Here is a 21,119-nt window from a genome sequence, read left to right on the forward strand (position 1 = left end):
TTCCAGAATAGGCAAGGGTAAATCATGAGCGTTAGACGTTTCGTGGGAGCCAACAGTCGTGATGTGATGCGCCAAGTGCGCGAAACGCTCGGTGAAGACGCCTTGATTGTGGCTAATCGGCGTACCGAAGGGGGCGTTGAAATTTTGGCCATGGCGGACGAAGCCATTGACCACTTTGAACCTTCACCTGAACCCGCCGCCCCCGAAACGCCACCATCGCCTCCACCGCAAGACCCTATGCAGGCGATGAGCGAGCGCTTACTGCGCGAAATGCAGGATATGCGAGCACTGCTGGCAAACAGCCAGTCAAACCATGCTGCTTCAACAGCGCCAGCAACGCTCACTGGAACGGCGGCGCGACTTCGCCAACTGCTATGGAACGTCGGCTTTAGCGGTGAGCTCGCCGATGAGCTGCTTGCGGGAATGCCAGCGCCGCTAACCAAGTTAGACGGCGATAGCGAAGCGCCGCTGCAATGGCTGCGTCAGCAGTTAATGGATCGCCTCTGCGTGCTGAACGATGAAGCAAGTTTTTTTGATCAAACTGGTATTGTCGCCCTGGTGGGGCCCACGGGGGTGGGTAAAACCACCACTACCGCCAAGCTAGCCGCTCGTTTTGTGATGCGTCACGGTACGCGCCCGGTGGCGCTGGTCACCACCGATAGCTTCCGGATTGGTGCCCACGAGCAGCTGCGCATCTATGCGCGCCTGCTGGATACCCCGATGTACGCGCTTGACGCCGAGCAACCCATCGACGACTTGCTGGGCCGCCTGCAGGGCAAGCAGTGGGTGATTATCGACACCGTGGGTATGAGTCAGCGTGACCAGCGGGTGATCGAACAGATTGCTCACCTTCAGGGTGGACGCTCGCAGGTACGTTTGGTACTGCTGCTCAATGCCGCCAGTCAACCGGAAACCCTCGAGGAAGTCGTGTTGCGCTACCGTCAGGCCGCGCGCGCGGCGGGCGCAGAGTTAGATGACTGCATTATTACCAAGCAGGATGAGGCGGGCCGTCTGGCGCCGGTGTTAGACATTATTATGCGTCACGGCATGCGCGTGCTGTTTGGTTCAAATGGGCAGCAGGTGCCCGAAGATATGGCGATTGCCGCTCCTGCCGCGTTAGTGGATCAAGCGCTGAGCACGGCGACCCCTCAGCGTGAACGGTTGCAAAGCGTAGACACTCCGACAGGGATGCCGCGCTGGTCCCGGGATGTATTGGGCCAAGGGCGTCGTTTGTCGTCGCTATTGGCACGCCTGCGCCAGCGCGTGACAGGATTTGCGGATTTAGAAGAGCTCTGGAACTTAGCCGCTCTACCAAGCCGTGTGCAGGAAGAGCGTTTGGATGCACTGCTCGCCGGCTATCCCGCGGCGGAAACTACTTTAGGTATGGCGTGGTTCGCGCGGCGTAACGAACGCGGCTGCGATTGGGCAATGCCGGACATTGGTCTGGACACTGATGGCGCATGGCTGGCGCTTCCCTGGCTACAGCATCGCCACCCCGCGGGGTGGCAGCCGCGCTTAGCTGCCTTGACTTCATCAAACGGCGTCGCGGTACACCTACTACCGCGCTTTCCCGAATCGGATGCACTCGCGTGGCTGGAAGCCGAGCACTTGACCTGGGTCAGCCAAGTAGCCCCCAATCATCGAGTACTCTTTCACCACGAGCGCCAGACGGTTCGCCAGCTGTTTAATGACAGTGTGCTAACCCACCATGTGGGTGTGCGTTTTCGTGGTCAATCGGTGCAGCTTTGGACTGCCTACGCCGAAGTTGAGGATGCCAGCGGCTGTGCCCTGCTCGCCTGGTACGGGGAGGTGCGCGATCCGGAAAGCGCCAAAGTGGTGGTGCGCCGCTACTGGCTTACCCCGGCTCGCTTAGGGGCAGAAGTGCTCTCCCTCCTGTTAACCCAACTGCAAAGCGAAAGCCTGGCCGCCTTGACGCGGCGCGCTTGGCAGCAGTTAAAAGAGGCTGATAGTGGCGACCTAAATGCTGAAGTTCGCCTGTTAATGGCCAGCGGTGTGGCGTCAGTCGCCGGACATCTCGATGTCGCTGATGATGAAGAGGCGCAGACGCTGCGTGGTGATCTGCTCAACCTATTAGGTACCAGCCGCCGTCGCCGTGACACCGGTATGCTCGATGCGCTGGTCTATGCCTTTATGGCGCGGGATGCGATTCGCCAAATGGGCAGTGTTAGTCGAGAGGGCGTGGCGTGAGCGAACAAGATCAAGCCGCGGGACTGCGCAAGTGGGCAAATCTACAGCGCCAACAGCAGCAGACTGAGGGTGCTGTTGATGTCGCGGCGGCAGAGCCTGTGTCCGAACACACCTCACCCTTATTATCGCCAACGGTAGCGGCGGCGGAAGAGCCAACGACGGTGGCTCCGCCCAAGCCCAAAATTCCGCTTATTGTGGTCGGGCTACCCGGTAGTGGTGCGGCCCAGGTAAGCAAGGTCAAAGCGCGACTGGGGCAGTGGTCAACGCTAGGTAGAAGTTGGGCCGGGGATCCTGATGATTGGGATATTCGTATCGTCATGGCGGAAACGTCCGACCTTGCTCAGCTACGCGATCAATATAATCGTTGGGCGCTATGGATCAGTAGCGATGCCGATACTTTCGCAGCCATGTTCCGTACCTTGCGCCTGCTACATGAGCGTGGCGGGCCGCGTCGTTTGCTGGCGCTCCACGAGCCCCACTTGCCGCGCCAGGGGTTGCTCGATAACTTGCGCGAGGCCGCTGATTACTACTTAAATATGGAGTTACTGGTACTTGCACGATGAGCCCACTCTGCCGAGGAGACTAAGCATGCTAAGCTGGCTATTAAGAGGGAAACTGCCACTGATCTTAGTACTAGTGGCAGGTTGGCTACTAACAGGGTTAACGGGGAGTGCTCAGGCGGCGCCGGGTAGTTGGAGCAGCCAGATACCTGGGCTAATGGTGGCGATGGGTGATCGGGCAAGCGCTAGCCAAGCGGCTACCCCGCCAACTGCCGCTAACAACGTGCAGTCGGCTCAGCTTGGGCGCATTCATTGGCAGTTTCAACACTCCCCCGGCGCGCTATTAAACGCTTGGCTATGTCATCCTGAGCAGTGCGTTGCATTAACCGGTATGCGTGGTTCTACCACCGCATTAGTGGGGCGAGCCGCCGATGCGCCATTGCATTTTCGCTTCGCCTTACGCCCAGGCCAACGGCCTGTTCGTGTGCAAGGGTTACAATTGATTGTGAACTATCAGTGAAGGCTGGATAGCCGCGAGGCGAGAATATGTACACAGCACAGGGCAGAATCAAACAAAATGAGCTGTTGACGCAATACATGCCACTGGTGCGACGTCAGGCCTTGACGCTACAGGTTCGGTTGCCAGCAAGTATTGAGCTCGACGACCTTATTCAGGCTGGAATGGTGGGGCTGCTGGAAGCGCTGGGCCGTTTTGATGCCACCCAGGGGGCAACGTTCGCGACCTTCGCCAGTCAACGTATTCGCGGCGCAATGATGGATGAGTTACGCACCCGCGACTGGCTGCCCCGCAGCGTTCGCCGTTCGGCGCGTGCGGTTGAGGGCGCCGTTCGCCAATTAGAGCAACTGCTGGGGCGAGCCCCGGAAGAGAACGAAATTGCTCAACACCTCGAGATGCCGTTGAGCGAGTATCAGCAGTTGCTCAATGACACTAACAGCGGCCAACTGTTGCCGTTTGAAGAGCTGGTGGCCGAAGGCGGCGAGCCGATAAATAATGAGCTGGGCAATTCACCGTTCGAGCAGTTGCTTGATGGTCAGCAGCGGCAAACGTTGATTGACGCTATTGAAGCGCTTCCAGAGCGTGAAAAGCTGCTAATGGCGCTTTATTACCAAGAAGAGCTCAACCTCAAGGAAGTCGGAGCTGTGTTGGGCGTAACGGAATCACGCGTTTCTCAACTGCACAGCCAAGCCGTGAGTCGTTTACGCGCGCGTTTACACGACTCGGCATAACGCCAACGTTTTTTACTCACTTGTGACCGGCAAGGAGCCGTGGATGAATCCTTCGACGCTGATAGGCATATTTGCCAGCATCCTGCTGTTGGTGAGCGTGCTGTTTTTCACTGCAGAGTCCCCAGAGAGCTTTATCAATTTTCCGGGGTTGGCCATCGTGGTGACGGGTACACTAGCGGCGACCTTTATTAGCTATCCGCTGAAAGAGGTACTCCGCGTCGTACGGCTGGTGGGCTTGGTGTTCCGGCGTGAAAACACCTACATGCGTGACGATATCCGCGAATTGGTCGATATGTCGCGACTGTGGTTTAAAGGCGATGTGCGTGCGGTCGAGCGCGAGTTGGAGCATACCCGCAACCCGTTTTTACGTACCGGGATCCAACTGGTGATTGCCAATACCAAAGAGGATGAGATTTTTGACATGCTGCGCTGGCGCATTGCTCGCCTTAAAGCGCGGGAGCATGCTGAAGCACAAATATTTCGCACTATGGCCACCTATGCCCCCGCGTTTGGCATGATCGGCACCCTGGTGGGGCTGGTCAACATGCTGGAAGTCATGGACGCTGGCGACCTGCAGGTCATTGGCCCGCGCATGGCAGTGGCTCTGCTCACTACCTTCTACGGTATTTTACTCGCCAACTTGGTGTTTAAGCCTATTGCGGTGAAGCTAGAGCGCCGCACCGAAGATCGACTGATTACCATGAACATGGTGCTGGAAGGTATTTCCCTGATTACCAAGCGCCGTCTGCCGTCGTTTATTGAAGAGACCCTCAACTCCTTTGTGGCTAATTACCACGATGAGATTCGTGATAACAGCGTCAAACCCAGGCCTGATTCGTCGGTTAGTTCGGCGACGAAGGGGTAGGCCAGATGCTTGACCGTGATACACGCCACGCACTGGAAATGACGCCGTCGCCAGGCGATGGAGATGATGGTTGGCTTACCAGCTATTTGGATGTGCTGACGCTGCTCATCACGCTTTTTGTGCTGTTGCTTTCACTGACACCGCCGGGCGGCGGTGAGGCGGCTGATACTGCTTTCATGCGTTCAGCCAGCGCTGTATCATCACTGCCGCTGGCGTCGCTTGCCACCGGCATTCAGCCTCGCCATTCAGGCATTCAGCCGCAGTTTGACGGGCTCGACATCCCTGGTGTCAGCGTTTCGCAAGGGAGTGAAGGGGTCACACTACGCATTGATACCAGCCTTTTATTTCCCAGCGGCCAAGCTGTACTGACTGCTCGTGGGCAAGATGTGGTAGAAAGCCTTATCGATGTGCTGACCCGTTTTGACGGTCAGATTTCGGTAGAAGGCCACACCGACAGCGTACCTATCGCAACGGCCCGCTTCCCCTCTAATTGGGAGCTTTCATCAGCGCGGGCTATCGCTGTGGTGAGGCATTTAGAGCGCCAAGGGTTCAATATCTCTCGTATGCGGGCCGTCGGTTATGCCGACACCCAACCCATGGAACCGAACGCAACTGCGGAGGGCCGAGCTGCCAACCGTCGCGTAGAGCTGTTGCTAAGGCAGCAGGTCGAGGGTGAATAGATTGCGAGGCCACGTTTGTGTCCATGTACCACCCGCGGTTGCAGTCGTTTGGCGCTCTGCTGGTTTTAGATGCCGATTGTCGGCGCATTCAAGCCAGTAGCACCAACTTAACTCGCTTGACCGGTATTGAGCGCCCTGAAAATGGGTCGCTTACTCTTGCCTGCGCGCTGGGAAAACGGCTAAGCCAACGTATGCGTCGTGAACTGCAGGGGCGGCAGCGGCTCCCCGGCCCGCTAGTGTTTATTCGTTCCAAGCACAACAATGCGCGTTTTCAACTCCACGCTTACCGAGCGGGTGAGCAGGTCATCGTCGAGATCGAGCCACTTAACCCCCTGGTTAGACGCCGCCTGCTGGGTACGGTAAATGAGCGCTTGATGCATTTAGCTGAAGCGACCCATCAGGAAGAGCTACTCGACTGCTTGGTTAACGCTATTCAACAGCTTACCGGTCATGATCGGGTCACCGTATGCCATTTTGACAGCGATTGGCATGGTTTGATGGTCGCCGAGGCGCTTGGAAAGCAGCTGCCCTCGCTGTTGGGGCAGCGCTTTCCCTCAAGCGACTTCCCAGTTGCCCTGCGCAAAAGTTACCAACACTACCCTATGCGGTTAATTGAAGACGTCGATGCGTCGCCTGAAACGCTGGAGCCCGCCCACTCGGGAGCAAGCCTTAGCGGCAGTTTTTTACGCGCGCCTGCCCCGGAGCGGCAGCGCTATTTAAGCCGACTGGGAGTGCGTGGGTCATTCAGTTTGGCTATGCAGGGGGATACTGGCTTATGGGGGCTCGTGTTTTGCCATTCGCCAGCACCGCACTCAGTTGAGCCCCTCGTGCGTGATGCCGTTCGCACCCTGGTGCAAATGGCCACCCAGCGCATGCTGTTGCTGCGGGCGCGTCAAGAAGCCCGCTACCTGCAGCGGGTTCAGGATAGTCTGGTGCTCAGTGCGCGAGCGCGCAGCGAGCCGCAAAGCCCCCAGCAGCTACTTCATGAACAGGCGGCTATCTGGATGAAGCTGTTTCGCGCCCATGGCGTAGTGCTGTGGGTGAATGGGGGCGCTTATCAAGCGGGCGTGACGCCAGCCCCAGAAGCGATTAGCCAATTTGTGCTGCGTCTTGAAAGAGCCCATGTGCATAGCGGCCCTTGGTGCACGCGCGAAATCACCAAAGAGACGTTAACCGCTTCGCTAGCCATGCCCGAGCAGTGCGGGGCGCTAGCGGTGCCGCTGCCGATGAGTTCGACTCAGCGTGCCTGGCTGATTTTTTTTCGTCCTGAGCAGGTGGAAACGCTGTATTGGGCGATGCAGCCCACCACCAGCCCTAAACCGGCCGTGATATTGGCCCCATCGGTCGCCTGGTCTGAAGAGGTCGTCGGTAAGAGTGAAGCGTGGCTGCGGGTAGAGCGCTTAGCAGCGGTAGACTTGGGTGAAGACCTGACGCTGGCGATTTCAGCCTATGAAATTAGCTCACTGAATATGCACTTGGAGCATGAGCGCAAAGCCCTTGCCGAAGCCAACCAGCGTCTCGAGCAACTAGCACATTTTGATCCCTTAACCAAGGTATGGAACCGTTACCGCATTGAAGAAGCGATCAATGCAGAGCTAGTGGCTGCCAAGCGTTACGCGGCCGCCTTTGCCTTGCTACTGTTCGATGTGGATAACTTTAAGCAGATCAACGATGCTCACGGCCATAGCGTGGGTGACGATGTGCTGGTGGCCCTGGCGCGATTAGTGGAAAGCTCGCTGCGTGGCTGTGACCATCTGGGGCGCTGGGGAGGCGAAGAGTTTATTGTGCTGGCGACTCATTCCGATGTTGATGCCGCCATTGGTCTGGCCGAGCGGCTGCGCTCGCTGGTAGCAGAGCTTCATATAGAGGGGCTCGAGCAAACGGTTACGGTGAGTATCGGTGTCGCCGTTTGGCAACCGGGTGACAGCTGTAAAACCATTATCTCCCGGGCTGATGACGCCATGTACCGCGCTAAACATGGCGGACGCAACCGCGTTGAAAGGGCGCCTCAGCCTGCGGTGCTGCTTTAATCAAACCTTGGGGCCACTACTTTCACATTGGGTGAGCATCCGGTTGATCGCTGCGTCGGCGCCTTTTAGGCTAAAGGTCATATACCACGGCTCGCGCTCTTCCTGGTCGAAGCCGAGAAATAGCTGCTCTCCCTGGCGCATGTCGGCCATTAGTGAGTCCAAGTCACCTAAATAAAAGTGGGCATAAAACCCGTCATCGCCGCGCTCAGTGATAAATTCCGCCATGGTGTCGATAACGGGCCGCTCATCGATGCGCAGCCGAGTGGGCACCAAGTTTACCGTACGACTCTCTCCCTGCTGCTGCTCAAGGGTGACGCGCATCTCCAGCCAGGGTAGATCGCAAACGCCCGAAGTGGCATTCAAGCTCAGCGTCGCATCCGAGTAGCTGTGGGTTTCTACCGCCCGGTAGTGGCGTTCGCCCCCCAGCGAGAGCGTCATTGACTGCCAATGGTCGTGGGTGGCCTCGTCGTTGGTATTAAACGTGGTCGCGTTAGCCATGGATGTTGCGACCATCAAAGCGATAGCCATTGCCATAGCGACCAGGGAAGGTGAGTGAAAATGCAGGGTGCGAGTAGCCGTTACGATCTGAGACATCTAATTAAAATTCCTAGACGATTAACCGGAAAAACAGTCTATAGCGTGTTGGTACATGACAAAAGTGTAAGGCGCTGATTTTCCTATATATGGTAGAAAATTTTACAAAAAGTGCCTCATATAGTGGAGAGTCACGTCTATACTTCACTCCGATGCTACGTACAATGGCCCTATTTGAGCGCTATAATTCACCCCGCTGTGAAGGAGTTTTGCGACATGAGCACCGCTACCAAGGCTATGAAGACTTCTAATGATGTCCCGATGCAGGCCCCCTCACGGGAGATCTGGGACGCCAAATACCGTCTCAAGGATCGTCATAGCCAACCCGTTGATCAGGACGTCGGTGCTACGTTTGAACGGGTCGCTCGCGCCCTGGCAGCGGTGGAGGGAGATAAAGCGGAAGAGTGGTTGCCCAAATTTCGCTGGGCGCTGGAAAACGGCGCCATTCCTGCCGGTCGTATTCTTTCCAACGCGGGGGCTGAAGCTTACAAGCCAGCGGTGAGCCTAATTAATTGCACCGTCTCGCGCACGATTCGCGACTCCATGCGCGATATTCTCGACTCGGTGGTCGATGCGGGTATGACGCTGAAATCCGGGGCTGGTATCGGCTACGACTTTTCGACGCTGCGCCATAAGGGTGCGTTCGTATTCGGCGCTGGCGCGGGCACTAACGGCCCGCTGGCGTTTATGGATATCTACGACAAGATGTGTTTCACCGTCGCCTCTGCCGGTGGCCGCCGCGGCGCTCAGATGGGCACCTTTGATGTGGGGCATCCGGATGTACGCGAGTTTATTCAGGCCAAGCGCGAAGCGGGACGTCTGCGCCAGTTTAACCTTAGCTTGCTGATCACCGACGAGTTTATGGAAGCGGTGAAAAACAATACCGACTGGCCGCTGGCCTTTCCGCTACACCCCGGTGAGAAAGAGGACGTTAAAGCGGAAGACCTGATCTACCGGGACTGGCCGGTGATTGAAGAGGGCTACACGGTTGATGCCGAAGGCCGCGTCGCCTGCCGCATTGTTGAAGTGATTAAAGCGCGGGAGTTGTGGGACACTATCATGTCCTCCACCTACGACTACGCCGAGCCCGGCTTTATCCTGATCGACCAGGTTAACCGCATGAACAATAACTGGTTCTGCGAAGATATCCGTGCGACGAATCCCTGTGGCGAACAACCCCTGCCACCGGAAGGCGCCTGCCTGCTGGGTTCTGTCAACCTAACCAAGTTCGTGATTGACCCCTTCGGCGCCGAGCCGTGCTTTGACTGGGAACGCTACTGCAAAGTGGTCGCGATCTTCACGCGTATGCTCGATAACGTGGTCGAGATAGCCGGTTTGCCACTGCCCCAGCAGCAGCGTGAAATTGAAGCCAAGCGTCGCCACGGGATGGGCTTTTTGGGCTTAGGGTCAACGCTCACCATGCTCAAAATCCCTTACGGCTCTAAGCAGTCGCTGGTGTTCACCGATGAGGTGAGCCGTCACTTAGCGATAGAGGGTTGGAAGCAGGCGCTGGAGCTCTCCCAAGAGAAAGGCATGGCGCCGGTGCTTGAGCAGGAGCACACCATCACGCCCAAAATGCTGCGCGAGCGGCCTCAACTGGCCAAAGATGGCTACGAAGTGGGCGATCAGGTGCCGGGGCGTATCCTGCACGCCCGTTATAGTCAGTACATGGCTCAAGTGGCCGAGCTTGAGCCGGAGTTGGTGGCACAACTGGCCGAGCACGGCGCGCGCTTCACCCATCACAGCTCGATCGCACCGACCGGCACGATTTCACTGTCAATGGGTAACAACGCCTCCAACGGTATCGAGCCCTCCTTCTCGCACCGCTACTTCCGCAATATTATTCAGTCGGGCAAAAAGACCAAAGAGCAGGTCGAAGTCGTCTCCTTTGAGTTGGCCGCCTACCGTCACTTTATCGCATCTGACGCGGTGGACAGCGACCTGCCTGACTACTTTGTTACCGCCGATGCAATCTCGCCCGAGCAGCACGTTGCGGTTCAGGCCGCGGCTCAACATTGGGTCGATTCAGCGATCTCAAAAACGGTCAACGTGCCTACCGAGTTTCCCTTTGAACAGTTCCAGGATCTCTATCTGCAAGCGTATGAAAGTCGCTTAAAAGGCTGCACTACTTTTCGCTTTAACCCTGAAGCCTTCCAGGGCGTGCTGGTGCGCGAGGATGATCTTAAAAACACTACCTACGTGTTTGAGCTGGAAAATGGCGAAACCCTCGAACTAACTGGGGATGAGAAGGTGATTTACGACGGTGAAGAGCATAACGCTGCCAACCTCTTTGATGGCCTAAAAGAAGGCACCTACGGCAAATGGTGATGCCGCGTTAAGCACTATCTGTTTAAAACGCACACCTTTGCTAAGTGGAGAACACCATGGCTGTAGAAATTACCTCAAAAATTGTTGGTTACCGTATCAAGCAGCAGGAGCAGGCCGTTCCCGTTCCTGAGCTACAAGATGAAGATCCGCTAACGGTGCGTATACCTTCCCGTCCGGAAGGCACGTTGGAAGCCGTGTCTGAAAAGATTTCATACGTAGGCGCGGAAGGACGCAAAAAAGTCTATTTGCTGGTGTCGTTTATGCCGGTAGAGGGCGTGATTGGCAGTAAGCGCGTGGTGATTGAGCGCCCGGTGGAGTTCTTTTTTCCGTCAGGACAGCTCTCAAGCGAGCACCAGTGGATCACCGCGACCATGCGCAGCCTCTCGCTGGCGGCCCGCGGCGGTTACGTCACCCAAGCGGTGGCGGATCTGCGCAAAGTGGCCTGGGATAAAGGCTTGGTACGCTGTGGCATGAACCGCTGGAACAAGCCAATGTTCCACGATTCGGAAGTCGCGGCGATTGCCTGGTCAATCCAGCAGATTCTTTATCGCCGTGGCTTTCTGGATCGGGACGGCAACCAGGTGCCGGTTGAAAAGCTGGTAGAGCGTTATGCCCACCGTATGACTCACGGCCATGCTTGGCAGCCCGGTGCTGAAGAAGAAGCGAATGATGCTCCCGTTGAAACAGGCGCGGTAGAGCCTATTGGCGGTGATAAGGCAAGGCCGGGAAAAAAGCCTGAGGGCAGTGGCCCAGCCACCGTGGGTAACTGCCCCGAGTGCCGCGGCGAGCTCATTATGATGGATGGCTGCCCCACCTGCTATGCAGGCTGCGGCTGGTCTAAGTGTGGATAGTCGAGCTTTGATGCCCGCCGTACAACCTAGCGTTGCAGTAACGCCGCGTGCCTTGTCAGCACGCGGCTTTTTGTTCAGCCTCGCCTAACAGGGGCCGAACGTTATCGGTGAGATAACAGTCGTCAAACTGACCCTCAACACTGAGCGCTTTTAAATCAGGGATTGTCAGGTGGTGACGATCGCGAAATACCAGACCATCTTCGCTCAGTGCGGTAAAGGTGCGGCTAACGTGTACCGGGCTAAGCCCCAGGACATCGGCCAACTGCTCCTGGGAAAGCGGCAGGCGGAACTGGTTGCTAATATCCGGGTTGGTTTGTCGCAGCCTTAGATACATCTCATAAAGGAAGTGCGCCATTTTTTGGCGGGCACTGCGTCTTGCTAACGTTACCAATCGCTCGGTCATTAATGCCTGTTGACGGCTTCCAATGGCAAACATCACTGACGTCAGCGGGAGCGATTGGCGGAATATTTCCAGAATACGCTTGTGCGGGAAATGACAAATTACACCGTCATCAATCATGCGCACATTCTCAAGACGCTCGGAGAATGCAAACTCCCGCAGCCCAATAATGTCGCCTGGCAGAAACACTTCCAGAATCTGTCGGTCGCCGTTTTCCAAATGACGGTAGGAGTAGGCCCAGCCACTTTTCAGCGTGCAGAACTCATTGGCCGGTGCACCTATTTCCCATAGAAGTGTGCCCGCCTTAATATCGGTTGGGCTCTCCTCAAGCGTTATGAGTAGTTTTTTCTCATCGTCGCTTAACGAACAGTAGTGATTGAAATGCTTGATAATACAACTACTTTCTTGACCCACGGCTTATCCCTCCGGCAGAGGATTGCATAATCCTGCTAACTATAATCTGCTCACCACTATAAACAAGGTAGCCATCTACTGCGTTGCCCAAAGGTACTAACTAGCATGGCTATTTAGTATTAGGGTGGGCTGACGCCCACCCTTCCTCAAAAGAATAACAAAGAGCCGCAGCGTTTAGCGTTTCGCCGTGCGTTTTCCTCGCGCCAAGAGCGGGGCTAAGAAGCGGCCGGTATGCGACACATCCTGCTTGGCAATCTGTTCCGGCGTGCCTTCGGCGATAATCTGACCGCCCCCAGAGCCCCCTTCGGGGCCAAGATCGACAATCCAGTCGGCGGTTTTGATCACATCCAGGTTGTGCTCGATGACCACGATGGTATTGCCGTGATCGCGCAGGCGGTGAAGTACCGTCAGTAGTTGACGGATATCTTCAAAGTGTAGCCCGGTGGTTGGCTCATCCAAAATATACAGCGTTTTACCGGTATCACGCTTGGCCAGTTCGCGGGCGAGTTTAACCCGCTGGGCTTCGCCGCCGGAAAGGGTGGTGGCACTTTGCCCCAGGCGGATATAGGAGAGCCCTACATCGAGCAAGGTTTGCAAACGACGGGCAATCGCCGGTACCGGGCTGAAGAATTCCAGCGCGTCTTCCACCGTCATTGCCAACACTTCGTGGATGGTTTTACCTTTATAGTGGATATCCAGGGTTTCGCGGTTGTAGCGTTTGCCCTTACATACATCGCAGGGCACATAGATATCCGGCAGGAAGTGCATCTCTACCTTGATCATGCCTTCGCCCTGGCACGCCTCGCAGCGCCCACCCTTGACGTTAAAGCTAAAACGACCGGGCTTATAGCCCCGGGAACGCGCTTCCTGGGTGCCCGCAAACAGCTCACGAATCGGTGTAAAAATACCCGTATAGGTGGCCGGGTTGGAGCGTGGCGTGCGGCCAATGGGGCTCTGATCGATATCGATGACTTTATCGAGCTGGTCGAGCCCTTCGATCTTCTCATAGGGCGCGGCGGTCAATGTCGTCGCGCGGTTTAATTCGCGAGCCGCAATGGGCATCAAGGTGCCGTTGATCAGCGTCGATTTACCTGAGCCGGAAACGCCGGTAATGGCGATAAACAGCCCCAGCGGCAGGCTAAGGGTGACGTTCTGCAGGTTGTTGCCGGTAGCCCCACGCACGATCAGCTGCTTTTCTGGATTGCCGGGAATGCGGTAGGGCGGCACGGCAATTTCCCGTGAGCCGGAAAGATACTGGCCGGTTAGCGAGTTAGGGTTGTCCATTACGTCCTGGGGCGTACCCTGGGCGACAATTTCACCACCATGCACACCAGCGCCTGGGCCGATATCCAGTACGTGATCTGCGGCGCGAATGGCGTCTTCATCGTGCTCTACCACAATCACGGTATTACCCAAGTCACGCAGCCGCTCAAGGGTTTTCAACAGTCGGTCGTTGTCGCGCTGGTGCAAGCCAATCGACGGCTCATCGAGAATATACATCACCCCGACCAGACCTGCGCCAATCTGACTGGCTAAGCGGATACGCTGGGCTTCACCACCGGATAGGGTGTCGGCGCTGCGCTCCAGGTTGAGATAGTCCAGCCCCACGTTAACTAAAAATTCCAGTCGGGCATGGATCTCGTGGACGATCTTGTCGGCGATCTCGCCTTTACGACCCGGCAGTGTAAGGTCGGCAAAATAGCGCCACGCTTCACCAATTGGGAAACGCACAATCTCGGCGATGTTGTGATCATCTACGTAAACATGGCGTGACTCTTTACGTAGTCGCGAGCCACTACAGGTCGCACAAGGCTGCACGGCGATGTATTTGGCCAGATCATCGCGCACCATGTTGGATTCGGTTTCCCGGTAGCGGCGCTGCATATTGGGCAGCACGCCCTCGAAAGCATGCTCGCGGGTGACTTTGCGGCCGCGGTCACCCACATAGACAAACGGGATTTGCTCGTCGCCGCTGCCGTTGAGGATAACCTCTCGATCATGGCGAGCGAGCTCTTGCCAGGGGGTTTCCAACTCAAAGCCGTAGTGCTTGGCCAGCGCCTGGAGCTGGGTAAAGTAGTAGATATTGCGCCGATCCCAGCCTTTTATGACGCCTTCCGCTAGCGACAGCTCCGGGTGGCTGATGAGCTTGTCCGGGTCGAAGTACTGCTGTACACCCAGCCCGTCGCAGGTGGGGCAGGCGCCCGCCGGGTTGTTGAACGAGAACATCCGCGGCTCTAGCTCCGCCAGCGAGTAGCCACATACCGGGCAGGCAAAGCGCGACGAAAAGGCAATGTCTTCGCGCTCACCGTCCATAAAGTGAATCATGGCGGTGCCGTCGGCGAGGTTCAGCGCGGTTTCAAAGGACTCCGCCAAACGTTGGGCAAGGTCGTCGCGCACTTTGAAGCGGTCAACGACGACGCTGATATCGTGTTTTTTGCGCTTATCCAGCGGTGCGATGTCGTCCAGCTCCAGCACTTGGCCATCGACCAGAGCGCGCACAAAGCCCTGGGCACGCAGCTCGGCCAGTAACTGTAAATGTTCGCCTTTACGGCCTTTGACTACCGGTGCCAGCAGCATCAATTTGGTGCCTTCGGCGAGGTTCATGACCTGATCGACCATCTGCGAGATGGTCTGGGCTTCCAAGTCTTCGCCATGTTCTGGGCATCGGGGCGTCCCGGCACGGGCAAATAGCAGGCGCAGGTAGTCGTAAATTTCGGTGATAGTGCCCACGGTCGAGCGCGGGTTGTGGGAAGTGGACTTCTGCTCAATGGAGATCGCAGGTGACAGCCCTTCGATGTGATCCACATCGGGCTTTTCCATCATCGACAGGAACTGGCGCGCATAGGTGGAGAGCGATTCCACGTAGCGGCGTTGCCCCTCGGCGTAAAGGGTGTCGAACGCTAACGACGATTTACCCGAGCCGGATAGGCCGGTAATCACAATTAGCTTATTACGGGGCAGTTCCACATCGATCTGCTTGAGGTTGTGGGTGCGGGCACCCCTGACCAGAATGCTGTCCATCAACACCTCGAATCGCGCGGCAAAAGCGCGATTATACGTTTGTCAGCCCCCTCCCGGCAAAACAGCTTTCATAACCTGCGGCAACTCGCGACGTTTCCAGCGTCAGCCCAAACCGCTAGAATAGAGGATTGTCACAATTCACACTGACTCACCACATGCTTAACCACCATATAAAAGGGCATTATGCGCAAGGTTTCCGCACTATTGCTGGCCTCTGAACGTCGTGCGATCAGTGGATTGGCCGGGCTTTATGCATCGCGCATGCTGGGTCTGTTTATGGTGCTGCCGGTGTTGGCGCTGTATGCCGACACCCTTGAGGGCTCGACCCCGCTATTGGTAGGCGTGGCGCTGGGTATTTATGGTTTAACCCAGGCGACGTTGCAAATTCCGTTTGGGCTTCTTTCCGATCGCATTGGCCGCAAACGGGTAATTGCCATAGGGCTGGTGATTTTTGCCCTCGGCAGCGTGATCGCTGCGCTTTCCGATACTATTGCCGGCATTATTGCTGGGCGAGCGCTGCAGGGCTGCGGCGCTGTGGCCGCGGCGATTATGGCGCTGCTGGCGGATCAAACCCGTGAAGAAGTGCGCACCGCCGCCATGGCGACCATTGGGCTCTCAATTGGCGTGTCGTTTGCCATTGCCATGGTGTTAGGGCCATGGCTTGCCGCCTGGGCGGGGCTTGCCGGTGTGTTCTGGTTTACCGCGCTGTTAACGCTGGTTGGGCTGCTGGTGCTATGGCGCTGGGTGCCTGCTGCGCCACGGCGGCGACGCCACCGCGATGTGGGGATGGATCGCCAGCAGTTTAAAAGCGTGATAACCCGTCCCGATTTATGGCGGCTGGATATGTCGATTTTTGCCCTGCACTTAGTGCTGATGGCGATATTTGTCGCGGTACCTTTTCGCCTGTTAAACGCCGGTGTGGCGATTGAGTATCACGGGCTGGCGTATCTGGGCATTATGGCGCTATCGTTTGTGGCCATGGTACCGCTGATTATTGTGGCAGAGAAGCAGCAGCGCATGCGCTTGATGTGCTTGGTTGCGATCGGCGCTATTGTGATGAGTTTAGCCGGACTGGGGTTGCCACTCTCGCCAAGCTACTGGCTGTTTGTATGGCTATTTGTGTTCTTCACCGGCTTTAACTTGCTGGAAGCGACGCTACCTTCCATGCTCAGTAAGTTGGCCCCGGCGGGCGCCAAAGGGACTGCTATGGGGGTCTACTCCACCAGCCAATTTTTAGGCGCTTTTTTAGGCGGTACGCTAGGTGGCTTGCTGGCTCACTACGGCGGCCTCAACGCAGTCTTTATTGGCTGTGCTGGGCTTGCGCTATGCTGGTGGATCGCCATGTGGCGGATGCCCGCGCCGCCCCCACTCTCTAGCGAAGTGGTGGCGCTACACGAGACCCAGGCAGATGCGCTCGACCTGTTGATGGAACATTTAGCCGAAGTGGTCGGCGTGGAAGACGTCATGGTGGTGCCGGAAGAGCGTTTGGTCTATCTAAAGGTGAACCGCCAACAGCTCGATCAGGCGGCATTGAACAAGCTCATGGCACCCCCAAAATCTTAACCCAGCCTTGCCGATGAAGTGTGGCGGCGGTTGGCAATACACTTTACATGACAGCTATTAAAGGAGCGCCTTATGGCTCGCGGCATTAACAAGGTCATTCTGATTGGCAACCTCGGGCAGGATCCAGAGGTGCGTTTCACCCCCAGCGGCACCGCCGTGGCCAATTTAAATCTGGCCACCACCGATACCTGGATGGATCGCCAGAGCGGTCAGCGCCAAGAGCGCACCGAGTGGCACCGGGTGGTGATGTTCAATAAAACCGCTGAAATCGCCCAGCAGTACCTGAAAAAAGGCTCCAAAGTCTATATTGAAGGGCGCCTGCAAACCCGTAAATGGCAGGATCAGAACGGTCAGGATCGCTACTCGACGGAAATCGTCGCCAACGATATGCAGATGCTTGATGGTCGCAGCGGTGACTTCCAAGGCGGCGCTCCGCAAAATAACTATCCTCAGAATGCTCCTCAGAACGCCCCCCAAAATGCACCGGCTCAAAACAGCCCCGCACATAGCAACCAGGGCGGTGGTTATCCCCCTCAGGGTGGGGCGCCCCAAGGCGGTAATAACTACCCCGGCGGGCAGAGTCCACAGCAGCCGCCTCGCCCAGCGCCGCAGCAGGGCAATCAAGCACCGAAGCCCAACCAGCAGAACAGCAGCTACGGCGCTCCAGATCCGGGTAACTTCGACGACTTCGACGATGAGATCCCATTCTGAGGACGCTATTCGCCGCGCAGCATAGGGCTGGGCGTTATAGGGGGGAGGTGTCTTGAAGCTGTTAATATTGGATGCAGGACACTGCTTAAGCTTGGCGCTGGCCCGGGAAGCAAGCCGTCGCGCCGATACAGAGTTAGTCATAGAGCAAGGGACGACCATCACGTCATCGCGGCTTGAGGCGATAGCCCCTGACGCCGTGATTATTCCACCGTTGGCCCACCCGCTTAACATGGCGCCAGCGGATGTGACGGCACATGCCGATGCGGTAGATCTCTGTTTGGATGCCTGCCAATCGCAAGACGTGGCGTTGATATGGTGTGTCTCCGATCAGCTCTACGAAGACGGTTTGGATGTCCCCATTGATGAGCATGTGGTGCCTGCACCGCGAGATGATAGCTTGCGCCGTCTGGTGCAGACCGGTGATCGCATCCGTGCGGAGTTTCAGCGTCATTTGATTGTGCGCTTAGGCCCGCTGTTTGCACTGGAAGGCAGTCATGCGTGGCTTAACGACATCATTGATAACTTGGTGCTCGGGAAGGCGGTGCGTGCCGCGGAAGATGTGATTTTTTGCCCGACCTCTGCAGATGCTGTCGCCATGGCGCTGATTGGCATGCTACAGCAGCAGGTCAGCGGTGCTGAGGCCTGGGGGGCTTATCATCTTGCTGGCACCGAACCGGTCAGCGCCTTTACCTTTACTTCCATGGTGCGCACCCAGCTGTTAACGCACCTTGAGGGGCGCGGCGAGCAGATTACTCTGGGTGAAGTTCAGCCGCTTAAACACCACCATGATGCTAAGCTGCGGCGCGTTTTGAACTGCCGACGTGTGCTGGATGTCTTTGGCGTTCACCAGAAACCATGGCGCTTAGAGGCTGGGCGTATGCTGGATGCGTGGTGTTTAACCCGTGAAAATAATCGTGTCAGCGATACAGGAGCGTCGGCTTGATAAATGTGGTTCGCAGCTTGGTCTTTTATGCTGGCTATTTTTTGGCCATGCTGATGATCGGCATTCTGTTTTTGCCCATTGCGCCGTTTCTTCCGCTGTCTGGCCGCTACCGCTTACTCAATTTGTATAACTACTTTTTGATGGTGTGGTTTCGTATTGCCTGTGGAGTGCGTTACGACATTCAAGGGCGGGAAAATCTGCCCAGTGGCCCCTGTGTGATTCAAGCCAACCACCAGTGTGAGTGGGAAACCGTGTTTCTGCAGGTCATGAAGCCGCCGGTATGTACCGTACTGAAACGAGAATTACTGCGCCTTCCCATTTTTGGTTGGGGGTTGCGCTTACTGCGCCCTATCAGTTTGGATCGCTCAAAACCTGCGCGGGCGATGAAGCAAGTGCTCACTCAAGGTGTCGAGCGTTTGGGTACAGGGCTTTCGGTACTGATTTTTCCGGAAGGGACGCGGGTAGATCCCGGCATCCGTAAACGCTATAACAAAAGTGGCAGCGTGGTGGCGTGTCGTGCGGGGGTGCCGGTCTTGCCGGTGGCCCACAACGCTGGCGAGCGCTGGCCAGGCCGCCACTGGGTTAAGCGGCCAGGCGTACTACGTGTGCGCATTGGTAAGCCGATTGAGACAGAAGGCCGTATGCCCGATGAAGTGCTCGCAGACGTCGAGGCGTGGATTGAGGCACAGTTACAGGAAATTTCAGACGTGCCGCGACCTATCTCTCGCTAACAGCATTCTGACTGCAATATGAAAACGGCGCCCACTGGGCGCCGCTTTTATGCTCACCATATGAGTAGCGTTAGTCGTTAAAACGCTGGAAGACTAAGCACGCATTGGTGCCGCCAAAGCCGAAGCTATTAGACAAGGCGCGCTCTATCGTCACGTCATCGCGGCGTTCGGTGACAATATCAAAGCCGTCGGCCTGCTCATCCAAATCGGTGATATTTGCTGAAGCGGCAACAAAGTTGTGCTGCATCATCAGCAGCGAATAGATCGCTTCCTGTACCCCGGTAGCCCCCAGGGAGTGGCCGGTGAGCGATTTTGTCGAGCTCATGGCGGGCGTTGTATTACCAAACACTTCGCGTATCGCTTTCAGCTCGGCAACATCGCCTACGGGCGTCGAAGTACCGTGGGTATTGATGTAATCAATATCACCGTCGACCGTTGCCATCGCTTGGCGCATGCAACGCATCGCACCTTCGCCCGAAGGGGCGACCATGTCATGGCCATCAGAAGTGGCGCCGTAACCCACCAGTTCGCCATAGATCTTGGCGCCGCGGGCTTTGGCGTGCTCGAGCTCTTCCAGCACCAGCATGCCTCCTCCGCCAGCAATCACAAAGCCGTCGCGCGCCTGGTCGTAAGGGCGCGAAGCCTGTTCAGGGGTGTCATTGTAGTGGGTAGAGAGAGCGCCCATGGCATCAAACAGGCAGGAGAGCGTCCAGTGCTCCTCTTCGCCGCCACCGGCAAACACCACATCCTGCTTATTAAGCTGAATTTGCTCCATCGCGCTGCCAATACAGTGCGCTGAAGTCGCACAGGCAGAGGAGATAGAGTAATTGATGCCTTTGATCTTGAACGGCGTTGCCAGGCACGCGGAAACGGTGCTGCCCATTGTCCGGGTAACGCGATAAGGTCCAACGCGGCGCAGACCTTTTTCACGTAGTACGTCAGCTGCTTCAACCTGATTAGCGCTTGATGCACCGCCTGAGCCGGCAATAAGACCAGTACGTTCGTTGGATACCTGTTCTTCGCTCAGCCCAGCATCTTCGATGGCCTGGGCCATAGAGACATACGCATAGGCAGCCGCGTCGCCCATAAAGCGGCGCAGTTTGCGGTCGATGAGTGCGTCAAGATCAATATCGACGCTGCCTGCAACATGGCTACGAAAGCCACGCTCGGCATACTCTTCCTTAAAACTAATACCGCTACGCCCAGTTTTGAGCGCATCCAGAACCTGTCGTTGGTCGTTGCCAAGGCACGATACGATGCCAAGGCCGGTGACTACCACTCGTCGCATGGGAGCCTCCTGTTTAGAAATTCGCAGTGGAGGTAAATAGGCCAACGCGCAGATCATTAGCCTGATAAATGTCGCGTCCGTCGACGGTTACGGTGCCGTCGGCGATACCCAAGATAAGACGTCGGGTAATAATACGCTTAATATTAATGCTATAGGTCACTTTTTGTGCATCCGGCAGAATCTGTCCGCTGAATTTAACTTCGCCGCAACCAAGCGCACGTCCGCGACCTGGGTGGCCTAGCCAGCCCAAATAAAACCCAACGAGCTGCCACATAGCGTCTAATCCTAAACAGCCAGGCATGACGGGATCGCCAGGAAAGTGGCAATCAAAGAACCACAAGTCAGGCGTGATATCCAGCTCGGCGATCAGTTCGCCCTTGCCATGCTCACCGCCTTCTTCGTGAATGTGCTTGATACGATCAAGCATCAGCATGTTAGGAGCCGGGAGCTGTGCATTGCCGGGGCCGAATAGCTCGCCGCGGGAGCAGGCCAGCAGTTCTTCGCGATCAAAGGAATGTTGCTTGGTCACTGAATCGTTCCGAATATCAAATTGGTTGTATGGCTAGTCTACTTCCCGAAACCGCTGAATGCACGTAACAGGCTATTTATCGTCCATAACTAGAGTTTTTCGCGGATTGGCCGATAGCACTTCAATGGGCAGCATCTAGTGCAACAGCTGCTGATTGTGCACAATAAACGATTCATTGCCGTAAAATAGGGTATCCAAGTATCTTATTAGGCGGC

Annotated in this window: 18 protein-coding genes; 13 read left to right on the forward strand and 5 right to left on the reverse strand. The window is 56.5% G+C overall.

Features of this window, described 5'->3' with window-relative positions; all coding sequences use genetic code 11:
* Positions 1-24 precede the first annotated feature (24 nt).
* From flhF to KF947_RS12270, 7 genes are read left to right on the forward strand one after another with little or no spacing between them, the layout of a single operon-like run.
* Positions 25-2,208, forward strand: a complete 2,184-nt coding sequence (flhF, locus tag KF947_RS12240) for a flagellar biosynthesis protein FlhF (protein ID WP_227404074.1) — start codon at positions 25-27, stop codon at positions 2,206-2,208.
* Positions 2,205-2,771, forward strand: a complete 567-nt coding sequence (locus KF947_RS12245) for a hypothetical protein (protein WP_133733452.1) — start codon at positions 2,205-2,207, stop codon at positions 2,769-2,771. Before flhF ends, KF947_RS12245 begins: the two co-directional genes overlap by 4 nt.
* Before the next feature lie 25 nt (positions 2,772-2,796).
* Positions 2,797-3,228: a flagellar protein FlhE gene (locus KF947_RS12250; protein ID WP_133733453.1), complete on the forward strand. Its 432-nt coding sequence runs from the start codon at positions 2,797-2,799 to the stop codon at positions 3,226-3,228.
* Positions 3,229-3,254: 26 nt separating this feature from the next.
* Positions 3,255-3,956: an RNA polymerase sigma factor FliA gene (locus KF947_RS12255; RefSeq protein WP_133733454.1), complete on the forward strand. Its 702-nt coding sequence runs from the start codon at positions 3,255-3,257 to the stop codon at positions 3,954-3,956.
* A 43-nt stretch (positions 3,957-3,999) separates the two neighbouring features.
* Positions 4,000-4,821 carry a motility protein A gene (locus tag KF947_RS12260; protein ID WP_133733455.1) on the forward strand — a complete coding sequence of 274 codons (822 nt, stop codon included), beginning with the start codon at positions 4,000-4,002 and terminating at the stop codon, positions 4,819-4,821.
* A gap of 5 nt (positions 4,822-4,826) precedes the next feature.
* A complete protein-coding gene (locus KF947_RS12265) occupies positions 4,827-5,501 on the forward strand; it encodes a flagellar motor protein MotB (RefSeq protein ID WP_133733456.1) in 675 nt (224 codons plus the stop codon).
* Positions 5,502-5,524: 23 nt separating this feature from the next.
* Positions 5,525-7,531 (forward strand): diguanylate cyclase, encoded by a 2,007-nt coding sequence (locus KF947_RS12270; RefSeq protein WP_246638215.1) that lies wholly within the window; start codon positions 5,525-5,527, stop codon positions 7,529-7,531.
* Here the strand turns inward: KF947_RS12270 and KF947_RS12275 are convergent, their stop codons facing one another.
* Positions 7,532-8,125, reverse strand: coding sequence for a hypothetical protein (locus tag KF947_RS12275; protein ID WP_133733458.1), 594 nt, complete (start codon positions 8,123-8,125; stop codon positions 7,532-7,534).
* Between the two features lie 216 nt (positions 8,126-8,341).
* Here KF947_RS12275 and KF947_RS12280 point away from each other — a divergent pair, with 216 nt between their 5' ends.
* Together KF947_RS12280 and KF947_RS12285 are read left to right on the forward strand one after the other, a co-directional pair.
* Positions 8,342-10,453, forward strand: coding sequence for an adenosylcobalamin-dependent ribonucleoside-diphosphate reductase (locus KF947_RS12280; protein ID WP_133733459.1), 2,112 nt, complete (start codon positions 8,342-8,344; stop codon positions 10,451-10,453).
* Positions 10,454-10,509: 56 nt separating this feature from the next.
* Positions 10,510-11,304, forward strand: a complete 795-nt coding sequence (locus tag KF947_RS12285; RefSeq protein WP_133733460.1) for a ribonucleoside-diphosphate reductase — start codon at positions 10,510-10,512, stop codon at positions 11,302-11,304.
* A gap of 55 nt (positions 11,305-11,359) precedes the next feature.
* On the opposite strand, the gene KF947_RS12290 is transcribed toward KF947_RS12285, so the two are convergent.
* A complete protein-coding gene (locus KF947_RS12290) occupies positions 11,360-12,118 on the reverse strand; it encodes a Crp/Fnr family transcriptional regulator (protein WP_133733461.1) in 759 nt (252 codons plus the stop codon).
* 174 nt (positions 12,119-12,292) lie between these two features.
* Positions 12,293-15,139 (reverse strand): excinuclease ABC subunit UvrA, encoded by a 2,847-nt coding sequence (uvrA, locus tag KF947_RS12295; protein WP_133733462.1) that lies wholly within the window; start codon positions 15,137-15,139, stop codon positions 12,293-12,295.
* A 183-nt stretch (positions 15,140-15,322) separates the two neighbouring features.
* On the opposite strand from uvrA, the gene KF947_RS12300 reads away from it, so the two are divergent.
* The 4 genes from KF947_RS12300 to KF947_RS12315 all read left to right on the forward strand — a co-directional run bounded on the left by KF947_RS12300 (position 15,323) and on the right by KF947_RS12315 (position 19,087).
* The gene (locus KF947_RS12300; protein ID WP_133733463.1) at positions 15,323-16,702 is read left to right on the forward strand and encodes an MFS transporter; all 1,380 of its coding nucleotides are present in this window, start codon (positions 15,323-15,325) and stop codon (positions 16,700-16,702) included.
* 72 nt (positions 16,703-16,774) lie between these two features.
* Positions 16,775-17,413, forward strand: coding sequence for a single-stranded DNA-binding protein (locus KF947_RS12305; protein ID WP_133733464.1), 639 nt, complete (start codon positions 16,775-16,777; stop codon positions 17,411-17,413).
* A gap of 52 nt (positions 17,414-17,465) precedes the next feature.
* The gene (locus KF947_RS12310) at positions 17,466-18,356 is read left to right on the forward strand and encodes a sugar nucleotide-binding protein (protein ID WP_227404075.1); all 891 of its coding nucleotides are present in this window, start codon (positions 17,466-17,468) and stop codon (positions 18,354-18,356) included.
* Positions 18,353-19,087, forward strand: coding sequence for a lysophospholipid acyltransferase family protein (locus KF947_RS12315; protein WP_133731727.1), 735 nt, complete (start codon positions 18,353-18,355; stop codon positions 19,085-19,087). Before KF947_RS12310 ends, KF947_RS12315 begins: the two co-directional genes overlap by 4 nt.
* A 70-nt stretch (positions 19,088-19,157) precedes the next feature.
* Here KF947_RS12315 and fabB read toward each other — a convergent pair whose 3' ends face one another.
* Together fabB and fabA are read right to left on the reverse strand one after the other, a co-directional pair.
* The gene (gene fabB / locus KF947_RS12320; protein WP_133731726.1) at positions 19,158-20,375 is read right to left on the reverse strand and encodes a beta-ketoacyl-ACP synthase I; all 1,218 of its coding nucleotides are present in this window, start codon (positions 20,373-20,375) and stop codon (positions 19,158-19,160) included.
* Positions 20,376-20,388: 13 nt separating this feature from the next.
* Positions 20,389-20,904: a 3-hydroxyacyl-[acyl-carrier-protein] dehydratase FabA gene (gene fabA / locus KF947_RS12325; RefSeq protein WP_022520895.1), complete on the reverse strand. Its 516-nt coding sequence runs from the start codon at positions 20,902-20,904 to the stop codon at positions 20,389-20,391.
* Positions 20,905-21,119 lie beyond the last annotated feature (215 nt).

This window comes from Halomonas sp. FeN2, assembly GCF_020595105.1.
GTDB classification, from domain to species: domain Bacteria; phylum Pseudomonadota; class Gammaproteobacteria; order Pseudomonadales; family Halomonadaceae; genus Vreelandella; species Vreelandella neptunia.